This window comes from Pseudomonas nitroreducens, from assembly GCF_024170165.1.
Lineage (GTDB): Bacteria > Pseudomonadota > Gammaproteobacteria > Pseudomonadales > Pseudomonadaceae > Pseudomonas > Pseudomonas nitroreducens_C.
In genome coordinates this window covers 369,452-380,940 of record NZ_JALJXP010000007.1, presented here as the reverse complement: position 1 = coordinate 380,940, position 11,489 = coordinate 369,452, and the positions used below count along the sequence as shown (strand labels likewise).

General features: G+C 64.2%; 8 protein-coding genes and 5 tRNA genes. 9 read left to right on the top strand and 4 right to left on the bottom strand.

Features of this window, described 5'->3' with window-relative positions; genetic code table 11:
* Positions 1 to 307: 307 nt before the first annotated feature.
* Together J2T47_RS16845 and J2T47_RS16840 are read right to left on the bottom strand one after the other, a co-directional pair.
* Positions 308 to 383: transfer RNA gene (locus J2T47_RS16845), tRNA-Asn, on the bottom strand.
* A 69-nt stretch (positions 384 to 452) separates the two neighbouring features.
* Complete coding sequence (locus tag J2T47_RS16840; RefSeq protein WP_045211941.1) at positions 453 to 1,649, bottom strand: amino acid aminotransferase; 1,197 nt, start codon at positions 1,647 to 1,649, stop codon at positions 453 to 455.
* A 184-nt stretch (positions 1,650 to 1,833) separates the two neighbouring features.
* On the opposite strand from J2T47_RS16840, the gene uvrB reads away from it, so the two are divergent.
* A complete protein-coding gene (gene uvrB, locus J2T47_RS16835; protein WP_253449003.1) occupies positions 1,834 to 3,849 on the top strand; it encodes an excinuclease ABC subunit UvrB in 2,016 nt (671 codons plus the stop codon).
* A 106-nt stretch (positions 3,850 to 3,955) separates the two neighbouring features.
* Here the strand turns inward: uvrB and J2T47_RS16830 are convergent, their stop codons facing one another.
* Together J2T47_RS16830 and J2T47_RS16825 are read right to left on the bottom strand one after the other, a co-directional pair.
* Positions 3,956 to 5,455: an MDR family MFS transporter gene (locus tag J2T47_RS16830; protein WP_253449028.1), complete on the bottom strand. Its 1,500-nt coding sequence runs from the start codon at positions 5,453 to 5,455 to the stop codon at positions 3,956 to 3,958.
* A 49-nt stretch (positions 5,456 to 5,504) separates the two neighbouring features.
* Positions 5,505 to 6,539, bottom strand: a complete 1,035-nt coding sequence (locus tag J2T47_RS16825) for an HlyD family secretion protein (RefSeq protein WP_253449001.1) — start codon at positions 6,537 to 6,539, stop codon at positions 5,505 to 5,507.
* Between the two features lie 109 nt (positions 6,540 to 6,648).
* Here J2T47_RS16825 and J2T47_RS16820 point away from each other — a divergent pair, with 109 nt between their 5' ends.
* From J2T47_RS16820 to J2T47_RS16785, 8 genes are all read left to right on the top strand, one after another.
* Positions 6,649 to 7,569, top strand: coding sequence for a LysR family transcriptional regulator (locus J2T47_RS16820; RefSeq protein WP_253448999.1), 921 nt, complete (start codon positions 6,649 to 6,651; stop codon positions 7,567 to 7,569).
* A gap of 61 nt (positions 7,570 to 7,630) precedes the next feature.
* Complete coding sequence (gene gltX, locus J2T47_RS16815) at positions 7,631 to 9,115, top strand: glutamate--tRNA ligase (RefSeq protein ID WP_253448996.1); 1,485 nt, start codon at positions 7,631 to 7,633, stop codon at positions 9,113 to 9,115.
* 280 nt (positions 9,116 to 9,395) lie between these two features.
* A tRNA-Ala gene (locus J2T47_RS16810) sits at positions 9,396 to 9,471 on the top strand.
* A 53-nt stretch (positions 9,472 to 9,524) separates the two neighbouring features.
* A tRNA-Glu gene (locus J2T47_RS16805) sits at positions 9,525 to 9,600 on the top strand.
* Positions 9,601 to 9,644: 44 nt separating this feature from the next.
* Positions 9,645 to 9,720: transfer RNA gene (locus tag J2T47_RS16800), tRNA-Ala, on the top strand.
* A 58-nt stretch (positions 9,721 to 9,778) separates the two neighbouring features.
* Positions 9,779 to 9,854: transfer RNA gene (locus tag J2T47_RS16795), tRNA-Glu, on the top strand.
* 171 nt (positions 9,855 to 10,025) lie between these two features.
* On the top strand, positions 10,026 to 10,565 hold the full coding sequence (locus J2T47_RS16790) for a TetR/AcrR family transcriptional regulator (protein WP_253448994.1): 540 nt from the start codon (positions 10,026 to 10,028) through the stop codon (positions 10,563 to 10,565).
* 13 nt (positions 10,566 to 10,578) lie between these two features.
* Positions 10,579 to 11,418, top strand: a complete 840-nt coding sequence (locus J2T47_RS16785) for an alpha/beta fold hydrolase (protein ID WP_253448992.1) — start codon at positions 10,579 to 10,581, stop codon at positions 11,416 to 11,418.
* Positions 11,419 to 11,489 lie beyond the last annotated feature (71 nt).

Sequence of the window (11,489 nt, the reverse complement as noted above, 5' to 3'; positions counted from 1 at the left end):
TGTGCCGAGGGCTTTGAATTCTGGCTCCGCGACCTGGACTCGACGGCGTCAGCCGAACGCGCTTCAGCGCGGCCCCGAAGGGGGAATCACCTGGGGCGCAGTCCCTGGAGAGAGTCCGGCGCCCAATAAAAAAGCCCCCGGCATGTGCCGAGGGCTTTGAATTCTGGCTCCGCGACCTGGACTCGACGGCGTCAGCCGAACGCGCTTCAGCGCGGCCCCGAAGGGGGAATCACCTGGGACGTAGTCCCTGGAGAGAGTCCAGCGCCCAATAAAAAAGCCCCCGGCATGTGCCGAGGGCTTTGAATTCTGGCTCCGCGACCTGGACTCGAACCAGGGACCCAATGATTAACAGTCATTTGCTCTACCGACTGAGCTATCGCGGAACAACGGGGCGTATCTTACTGATTAAAAAGGGGAAGTCAACATCGTGCCGACGACTTCCCCTGGTTTTTTTACAGCACCTGGACGATGGCGCGGGTGACGGTGTCCAGGTTGCCGTTGTTCAGCGCGGCGACGCAGATGCGGCCGGTGCCGACGGCGTAGATGCCGAACTCGTTCTTCAGGCGCTCAACTTGCTCGGCGGTCAGGCCGGAGTAGGAGAACATGCCGCGCTGCTCGGCAACGAAGCTGAAGTCGCGCTTGGCGCCCAGGGCGGCCAGCTGCTCGACCATGGCTACGCGCATGGCGCGGATACGGGTGCGCATTTCGCCCAGCTCTTCTTCCCAGACGGCACGCAGTTCCGGGCTGTTCAGCACGGCGGCAACGACGCTGGCGCCGTGGGTCGGCGGGTTGGAGTAGTTGGTGCGGATCACGCGCTTGACCTGGGACAGGACGCGGGTGGACTCCTCGCGGCTGTCGGTCACGACCGACAGGGCGCCAACGCGCTCGCCGTACAGCGAGAACGACTTGGAGAAGGAGCTGGACACGAAGAAGTTCAGGCCCGACTTGGCGAACAGGCGCACGGCGGAGGCGTCTTCGTCGATGCCGTCGCCGAAGCCCTGGTAGGCGATGTCGAGGAACGGCACGTGGCCCTTGGCCTTGAGCACGTCCAGGACCTGCTTCCAGTCGTCCATGGTCAGGTCGACGCCGGTCGGGTTGTGGCAGCAGGCGTGCAGCACAACGATGGACTGCGAGGGCAGGGCGTTGAGGTCTTCCAGCAGACCGGCACGGTTCACGCCGTTGGTCGCGGCGTCGTAGTAACGGTAGTTCTGCACCGGGAAGCCGGCGGCTTCGAACAGCGCGCGGTGGTTTTCCCAGCTCGGGTCGCTGATGGCGACGGTGGCGTTGGGCAGCAGGCGCTTGAGGAAGTCGGCACCGGTCTTCAGCGCGCCGGTACCGCCGACGGCCTGGGTGGTGACCACTCGGCCTTCGGCCAGCAGTTCGGAATCAGCGCCGAACAGCAGCTTCTGCACGCCCGAATCGTAGGCGGCGATGCCTTCGATCGGCAGGTAGCCGCGCGGTGCGTGGGCTTCGATGCGGGCTTTCTCCGCGGCCTGTACGGCACGCAGCAACGGGAGACGGCCTTCCTCGTTGTAGTAAACGCCTACGCCCAGGTTGATCTTGCCCGGACGGGTATCGGCGTTGAAAGCTTCGTTCAGGCCCAGGATCGGGTCACGGGGGGCCATTTCGACAGCGGAGAACAGACTCATTTTGGCAGCAGCTCTAAGGCGGGAGTGAAGTGCAATTGCAACCCACCCGCACACGGCGCTGGGGGTTGCGTCGACGGGCCGGTATTATATAGGCCTCTACAGCAGGCGGCGAGTTGTCGCGCGTGCTTTTCGACTGGTATGACGCTTTGGCGACCGAAGCGTCACACGCCAAAGCGAGGTTCCCATGTCGATTTTTCAGCTGGATTCGCGATTCGAGCCCGCCGGTGATCAGCCCGAGGCCATCCGACAGATGGTGGAAGGGCTGGAAGCGGGGCTGTCGCACCAGACGCTGTTGGGGGTGACCGGCTCGGGCAAGACCTTCAGCATCGCCAACGTCATTTCCCAGGTGCAGCGCCCGACCATGGTGCTGGCGCCGAACAAGACGCTGGCCGCGCAGCTCTACGGCGAGTTCAAGACCTTCTTCCCGAACAACGCCGTCGAGTACTTCGTTTCCTACTACGACTACTACCAGCCCGAGGCCTACGTACCGTCCTCGGACACCTATATCGAGAAGGATTCCTCGATCAACGACCACATCGAGCAGATGCGGCTGTCGGCGACCAAGGCGCTGCTGGAGCGCAAGGACGCCATCATCGTCTGCACCGTGTCGTCGATCTACGGCCTTGGCGACCCGGCGTCCTACCTGAAGATGGTCCTGCACCTGGACCGTGGCGACAAGATGGACCAGCGCGAGCTGCTGCGCCGCCTGACCAGCCTGCAGTACACCCGCAACGACATGGATTTCGCCCGCGCGACCTTCCGTGTGCGCGGCGATGTGATCGATGTCTTCCCGGCGGAATCGGACCTCGAGGCCATCCGCATCGAGCTGTTCGACGACGAAGTGGAGAACATCGCTGCCTTCGACCCGCTGACCGGCGAGGTGCTGACCAAGCTGCCGCGCTTCACCTTCTACCCCAAGAGCCACTACGTCACCCCGCGGGAGACGCTGCTCGAGGCGGTGGAGCACATCAAGGCCGAGCTCAAGCAGCGGCTGGATTACCTGCGCACCAACAACAAGCTGGTGGAAGCCCAGCGCCTGGAGCAGCGCACCCGCTTCGACCTGGAGATGATCCTCGAACTGGGCTACTGCAACGGCATCGAAAACTACTCGCGCTACCTCTCCGGTCGCGGTCCCGGCGAGCCGCCACCGACCCTCTACGACTACCTGCCGGACAACGCCCTGCTGGTGATCGACGAATCCCACGTCAGCGTTCCCCAGGTCGGCGCCATGTACAAGGGCGACCGTTCGCGCAAGGAAACCCTGGTGGAGTACGGCTTCCGCCTGCCCTCGGCACTGGACAACCGCCCGCTGCGTTTCGAGGAATGGGAAGGGATCAGCCCGCAGACCATCTTCGTCTCCGCGACGCCCGGCCCTTATGAGGATCAGCACGCCGGCCGGGTGGTCGAGCAGGTGGTACGCCCTACCGGCCTGGTCGACCCGGAAGTGGAAATCCGCCCGGCAACCACCCAGGTGGACGACCTGCTCTCGGAAATCGGCAAGCGTGTGGCAGTGGACCAGCGCGTGCTGGTCACCACCCTGACCAAGCGCATGGCCGAGGACCTCACCGACTACCTGGGCGACCACGACGTGCGCGTGCGCTACCTGCACTCGGACATCGATACCGTGGAACGGGTGGAAATCATCCGTGACCTGCGCCTGGGCAAGTTCGACGTGCTGGTGGGCATCAACCTGCTGCGCGAGGGCCTGGACATGCCCGAGGTGGCGCTGGTGGCGATTCTCGATGCGGACAAGGAAGGTTTCCTGCGTTCCGAACGTTCGCTGATCCAGACCATCGGCCGCGCCGCGCGGAACCTGCACGGCAAGGCGATCCTCTACGCCGACAACATGACCGGCTCGATGCAGCGGGCAATCAACGAGACCGAGCGCCGCCGCACCAAGCAGCTGGAGTTCAATGCCAAGCACGGCATCGTGCCCAAGGGCGTGAAGAAGGACATCAAGGACATCCTCGAAGGTGCCGTGGTGCCGGGCGCCAAGGGCAAGCGCCGCAGCCTGGCGAAAGTGGCGGAGGAGAGCGGCAAGTACGAGAACGAGCTGCGCACGCCCGACGAGATCGGCAAGCGCATCAAGCAGTTGGAGGAGCGCATGTACCAGCTGGCCCGCGATCTGGAGTTCGAAGCGGCGGCCGGGGTGCGCGACGAGATCGGCAAATTGCGCGATCGCATGGTGGCGATGGGCTGATCAACGCGCCTGACGCCCTCTCCCCCGGCCTCTCCCTTCAGGGAGAGGCCGGGGGAGAGGGCATTTCAGGCTGGCTCAAGTCTTGGGGGCGGACTTATTGTGTTGCTCAGTGCGCCCCGGCCCCCGCGCCAGCCCCCATGCCTGCCGGCAGCGGGCGGGTCAGCAGCACTGCCACCATGCTGATCGCCAGCACGATGCCAATGGCGTGGAAGGCGTCGTTGTAGGCCATGATCGCCGCCTGCTGGTGGACGATCTCACTGATCTTGCCCAGCGCCGCCTGCTGCGTCCCCAGTTGCGAGGTCAGCTGTGCCAGTCGTTCGTCCACCGCGCCATTCACTGGCACGACGGCTTCGCGCAGGTAGTCGTAATAGACCTTGGCGCGGCTATCCAGCAGGGTCGCCAGCAGCGCGATGCCGATGGCGCCGCCGAGGTTGCGCAGGATGTTGAACAGGCTGGAAGCCGAGCCCGCGTCCTGCGGCTGCAGGTAGACGGTGGCAATCAGCGAGATGGTGACCATCACCATCGGCTGGCCGAGGGCACGCAACAGCTGGATCTGGTTGAACTGCGGGCCGGCGAAGTCCGGGTTGAGCACGCCGGAGAAGAAGCTTGCCATGCCGAACAGGCCGAAGCCTACAGCGCAGAGCAGGCGCGGCTCGATGATCTTCATCAGTTTGGGAATCAGTGGGATGAGGAACAGCTGCGGCACGCCCATCCACATGATCACCTCGCCGATCTGCATGGCGTTGTAGCCCTGGATCTGCGCGAGATACAGCGGCAGCACGTAGATCGAACCGTACAGCCCCATCCCTAAGCCGATGCTGGAAATGCTCGACAGCCCGAAGTTGCGGTTGCGCAGAATCCCTAAGTTGATCAGCGGGTTCGGCCGCGAGGTCTGCAGGATCACGAAGAGGATCAGGCTGACCAGCGCGATGCTGCCCAGGCTGACGATCAGGTTCGACTCCAGCCAGTCCTTGCGGTGGCCTTCCTCGAGGAACACCTGCAGGCAGCCCAGGCCGATGGCCATGGTGACGATGCCGGCGTAGTCGGTGCTTTTCAGCAGTTCCCAGTGCGCTTCCTTCTTCTCCAGGCCGTAGAGCAGGCCGGCGATCATCAGCAGGCCCGGCGGGATGTTGATGTAGAAGATGTACTCCCAGCCGAAGTTCTCCGTCAGCCAGCCACCCAGGGTCGGGCCGATGGAGGGTGCGAAGGTGGCGGTGATGGCGAACAGCGCCATGCCCTTGGGGCGGTGGTGTTCCGGCAGCTTGATCAGCGCCAGGGTGAAGGCCAGGGGGATCAGCGCGCCGCCGGTGAAACCCTGCATGGCGCGGAACACGATCATGCTCTCCAGGTTCCAGGCGAACGAGCAGAGCAGGGAGGAGAACAGGAAACCGACGGAGATCATCCAGGCCAGCCGGCGCGCCGAGAGCAGCTGCACCAGCCAGGCGGTGAGCGGGATCATGATGATCTCGGCCACCAGGTAGGAGGTGGAGATCCACGAGCCTTCCTCCAGGGTGGCGGCCAGCGCACCCTGGATGTCTTTCAACGAAGAGTTGGTGATCTGGATGTCGAGCACCGCCATGAACGCGCCGAGCATGGCGCTGAACACGGCGATCCAGTCGCGACGGGTCGGTTCGCCGACCGGCCGGACCAGTTGATCACCGGCCACCCAGCTCGACCTCAGCTGCGACGGACATACCCGGGCGGATCAGCCCCTTGAGCGGGTTGTCGTCGGCGAAGGTGATCTTGACCGGAATGCGCTGTACCACCTTGGTGAAGTTGCCGGTGGCGTTGTCCGGCGGCAGCAGGCTGAACTGCGCGCCGGAGGCGGCGAACAGGCTCTGCACCTGGCCTTCGATGGGCTGGTCGGGGAAGGAGTCGAACACCAGCCTGGCGGTCTGGCCGGGACGCATCTTGCCGATCTGGGTTTCCTTGAAGTTGGCCTGGACCCAGATGCCGTCGTCCGGCACCAGCGACAGCAGTTGGCTGCCGACCTGCACGTACTGACCGACGCGGGCGCCGCGCTGGCCGACCAGGCCGCTGACCGGCGCATGGATTTCGGTACGGGCGAGGTTGATCTCGGCCTGGGTGATGTCGGCGCGGGCGCTCTCGATCTGCGCCTGCAGGCGCTGTACGTCGGTACCCAGGGTTTCGCGCTGCACGCGCTGGGCCTGCAGGTCGGCCTGGGCCTTGGCCACCTGGGAGCGGGCGACGTTGGAGTCGGCGGCCAGGGTGGTCACGCGCTCTTCCGACACGTAGCCGGGCTTGCGCAGGGCCTGGGCGCGGCCAAGGTCGACCTCGGTGCGGCCAAGGGTAGCCTGGCTGGCGTTCACGTCGGCCGCACTGGCGGCGATCATGCTGGTCTGGCCCTTGAGCTTGCTGCGCGCCTGCTCCAGCTCCGCCTCGCGGGTGGCCAGGGTGGCCCTGGCGCGGTCGAGCGCGAGCTGGAAGTCGGCAGCTTCGAGCTTCACCAGCAACTGGCCTTTCTCGACATGCTGGTTGTCCTGCACCAGTACCTCGTCGACGCGGGCGCCGAGCTGGCTGGCGATGCGGGTAATCTCGCCCTGCACGTAGGCGTTGTCGGTGCTCTCGACGAAGCGGCCGATGAAATACCAGCGCGCCAGGAAGGCGAGGGCGACCACGGCGAGGATGATGAAGAACACGGACAGGCGGCGTTTCAATTGTGCGGGCATAGGTAAACGAGCGTTTGGTTGGCCAAAAAATGTTTGCCAATGTAACAGTGTTCCGTGGCGGCACGTAGCCGCTACACTTCGGAAACTTTGTTGCTTATAGGGAACAATCATGGGGCTGGATGATGCGCTGATCTTCACCCGCGTCGTGGAACTGCACAGTTTCACCCAGGCGGCGCAGAGCCTGGGGATGCAGAAGTCCACGGTGAGCCGGCGTATCGCGCTGCTGGAAGAACGCCTGGGCGTACGCCTGATCAACCGCACCACCCGCAAGTTGCGCCTGACCGAAGTGGGGCAGGCGTACTACGACCGCTGCCGGCAGATCATGCATGACTTCGCCGAGGCGGAGCAGGCGGTGATGCAACTGCAGCAGGCGCCTTCGGGATTGCTGCGGATCAGCGCCCCCATCGAGTTCGGCCAGATGTACCTGGCCAAGGTGGTGGGCGACTTCATGAACCTTTATCCACAGATCACCGCCGAGGTCGAGCTGAGCTCGCGCACCGTCGATCCGCTGGAGGAGGGCGTGGATATCGTCATCATGGTCGGCCAGCCGGAGGATTCGACCCTGATCGCCCGGCGCATGCTGGTCACCAACCGCTGCCTGTGTGCCAGTCCGGAGTATCTGAAACGCCACGGTCGCCCGGAAACCGTCGAGGAACTGGCCGGCCACCGCGCCGTGCTGCTGCAGGCCGACTCCCAGCGCTACTGGCCGTTGCGCGGGGAAACCGTACCCTGCCACCGGGTACTGTCCTGCAACAACATCACCTTTGCCCGCGAAGCTGCGCAGGCCGGGGTGGGAATCGCCTCGCTGCCCGAGCTGATCGTCGACGAGCAATTGGCCAGCGGTCGCCTGGTACGCGTGTTGCCGCAGGTCCAGTTGCCGGTGGGCGAGTTGTACGCCGTGTACCCGTCGCGGCGCTTCCAGGCGATGAAGGTGAAGGCTTTCCTCGACTTCCTGATCAATAACCTGCCCATCGACCCCGGTCGCTGGCTGGAGCCGAAGGCGGCCCGCCTGATACCATCGCACCCATGAGCGCGCGCGCCGTCGCGCGCTGTCCGCTTTACACGAAGAATTGCTGCACACGAGAGCCTTCATGACCACAGTCCGCACCCGTATCGCGCCGTCTCCCACCGGCGACCCGCACGTCGGCACCGCGTATATCGCGCTGTTCAACCTCTGCTTCGCCCGCCAGCACGGCGGTCAGTTCATTCTGCGTATCGAGGACACCGACCAGGTGCGCTCGACCCGCGAATCGGAACAGCAGATCTTCGACGCGCTGCGCTGGCTGGGTATCGAGTGGGACGAGGGCCCGGACGTCGGCGGCCCGCACGGCCCGTACCGGCAGAGCGAGCGTGGCGCCATCTATAAGCAGTACAGCGACGAGCTGGTCGAGAAGGGCCATGCCTTCCCCTGCTTCTGCTCCTCCGAGCGCCTCGACGCACTGCGCGCCGAGCAGCAGGCGCGCAAGGAAACCCCGCGCTACGACGGCCATTGCATGCACCTGGCGAAAGAGGAGTCGGCCAAGCGTATCGCCGCCGGCGAATCCCACGTGGTGCGCATGAAGGTGCCGACCGAGGGCGTCTGCGTGGTGCCGGACATGCTCCGTGGCGACGTGGAAATCCCGTGGGACCGCATGGACATGCAGGTGCTGATGAAGGCTGATGGCCTGCCCACCTACTTCCTGGCCAACGTGGTCGACGACCACCTGATGGGCATCACCCACGTCCTGCGCGGCGAAGAGTGGCTGCCCTCGGCGCCCAAGCTGATCAAGCTGTACGAGTACTTCGGCTGGGAGCAGCCGGTGCTCTGCTACATGCCGCTGCTGCGCAACCCGGACAAGAGCAAGCTGTCCAAGCGCAAGAACCCCACTTCGATCACCTTCTACGAGCGCATGGGCCTGCTGCCCCAGGCGCTGCTGAACTACCTCGGCCGCATGGGCTGGTCCATGCCCGACGAGCGCGAGAAGTTCAGCCTGGCGGAGATGATCGAGCACTTCGACCTGTCCCGCGTGTCGCTGGGTGGTCCGATCTTCGACATCGAGAAGCTCTCCTGGCTGAACGGCCAGTGGATTCGCGAGCTGTCCGTCGAGGACTTCGCGAAGGAAGTGCAGAAGTGGGCGCTCAACCCCGAATACCTGATGAAGATCGCTCCGCACGTGCAAGGCCGCGTGGAGAACTTCAGCCAGATCGCTCCGCTGGCCGGCTTCTTCTTCAGCGGCGGCGTGCAACTGGACGCCAAGCTGTTCGAGCACAAGAAGCTCGACGCCACCCAGGTTCGCCAGGTGCTGCAACTGGTGCTGTGGAAGCTCGAAGCACTGCGCCAGTGGGAGAAGGAGCGGATCACCGCGACCATCCAGGCCGTGGCCGAGCACCTCGGCCTCAAGCTGCGTGACGTGATGCCGCTGATGTTCCCGGCCATCACCGGTCAGGCCAGCTCGGTATCGGTGCTCGACGCCATGGAGATCCTCGGCGCCGACCTGTCGCGTTATCGCCTGCGCCAGGCCCTGGAGCTGCTGGGCGGTGCGTCGAAGAAAGAAGCCAAGGAGTGGGAAAAGATTCGCGACGCCATCGGCTCCTGAGTTCTTTCCTACACTGAAAAAGGCCGGGCGCTGAGAAACGTCCGGCCTTTTTCATGCTGGCGACGGCGCCGGCGGGTGAACCGGGGAGGGCAGGCGAGCCGCGGATTTCGCCGGGCGAAAACCGGGGTGGTCACATAAGTGTTTGTTCTTTGGGAGAAAAAAATAAGAAATCTGAAAAAATGTTGTTGACAGGGGTTCGCCTCGCCCCTAAGATGCGCCCCGTTCCAGCGACGAACTGAACTGACAGGGCGAAGCGGAACGGTAGATCCAGCGGTACTTTGGGGCTATAGCTCAGCTGGGAGAGCGCTTGCATGGCATGCAAGAGGTCGACGGTTCGATCCCGTCTAGCTCCACCAAATTACCAGTAAGCTTTGTCTGGTCCGGACAAGGCTGAAATCGAAGGTTTTGCGTCCCCTTCGTCTAGTGGCCTAGGACACCGCCCTTTCACGGCGGTAACAGGGGTTCGAGTCCCCTAGGGGACGCCACTTATCCAGCGACGATGCGTTCGCGTCGTCAGCCAGAGTCATCTGGGGCTATAGCTCAGCTGGGAGAGCGCTTGCATGGCATGCAAGAGGTCGACGGTTCGATCCCGTCTAGCTCCACCAAATTCCCGTACGGGATGAAGCCAGAATCCACCGCCTGGTGGGTTTCTTCGAAGGATATGTCCCCTTCGTCTAGTGGCCTAGGACACCGCCCTTTCACGGCGGTAACAGGGGTTCGAGTCCCCTAGGGGACGCCATTTTTATCGCTCTGCGATGCCTATAGGGCCACTGAGACTTTCAGTGGCCCTTTTGTTTTTTCTCCCTCCAGAAAATGTTCCTCCGACCAGTGGTCGCGCTTTCTGCTTGCCGATTTTTATTATGAGAATAATATTCTCTCCATAATATTTTATCCGAGCGAGCAGTCAGCCATGAGCGACAAGAAAGCCCAGACCCGCGAACGCATTCTTTCCGCCGCCACCAGCGCCTTGCTGCAGCACGGGCCGGTCGGCCCCAGTGTGGGCGAGGTGATGTCGGCGGCGGGGCTGACGGTGGGCGGCTTCTATTCGCATTTCGAGAGCAAGGACGCGCTGATGCTGGAGGCCTTCCGCGAGTTGCTCGCCAAGCGCCGCGAGGGGCTCAAGCGCTTCGACCCGCAATCGACCTTCGCTGAGCGCCGCGCACTGACCGCGCAGTTCTACCTGTCGCGCAAGCACCGCGATACCGAGGAGGACGGCTGCCCGATCCCCAGTTCGCTGAACGAGGTGGCCAACCTGCCGGAAGGTTTCCGCCAGACCCTGGAAGAGCACGTGGAATTGATGGTCGCGGCGCTGGCCGGCCGCCCCGAGGAAATCGACAGCGTGCTCAGCGACTTGGCCCTGATGATTGGCGGACTGGCTCTGGCTCGTGCCCTGGGCACTGGCGACCTGTCCGATCGTGTCCTGCGTGCCGCGAAAAAAGCGGTGATCTGAGGAGGTACGGCAAATGAGCAGTCTGAGCTGGGTTCGAGGATTCAATGCCACCCTGGGACGTGTTGCGCCGCAGTGGGCGGCGAAGCGCATGGGGCAGCTGTTCGTGACGCCCAATCAATACGCCCCGCGCGACTGGGAGCTGCCGCTGCTGGCCAGCTCCGAGCGCGTCACCCTGCGCTTCGGCCTGTCCGCGCTGCGCTGGGGTGAAGGCCCCGCCGTGCTGCTAATGCACGGTTGGGAAGGGCGCCCCACCCAATTCGCCACGCTGATCGAGAAACTGGTGGGTGCCGGCTATGGTGTCATCGCCCTCGACGGACCGGGCCACGGTCGCTCGCCGGGGCGCGAAGCGGACATCGTGTTGTTCGCCCGCGCCCTGCTCGAAGCGGCTGACGAACTGCCGCCGCTGCGCGCGGTGATCGGCCATTCCATGGGCGGTGCCAGCGCCTTGCTCGCGACCCAGATGGGCCTGCGTACCGAAACGCTGGTGACCATCGGCGCGCCGAGCAATGTGCTGGGCGTTCTGCGCGGCTTCTCGCGGATGGTCGGCCTGCCCCCAGTGGCGCGGTCACGCTTCATCCGCATGATCGAGGGGCGCACGGGCATCGTTGCCAAGCAGTTGGATGTCGCGCGCTATCGGCTGGATTTCCCCGGATTGGTGGTGCACGCGGAAGACGATCGCTATGTGCGGGCTGGCGAGTCCGCGGCCATTCACGACGCCTGGCCGCGCAGCCGGCTGCTGCGCCTGAAGGAGGGCGGGCATCACCGCGTGCTGGCGGATGCGGTGGTCACCGAGGCGATCCTGGAGCTGTTGGAGGAAGTCGAGATGCCGTTGCCCCTGGCATTGGCATCCTGACTCATTCACCCGTTTGATAACGGCGGCTACAGGCCGCCGTTTTCGTTGCATGATGGCCCGTTGCGGGTCGT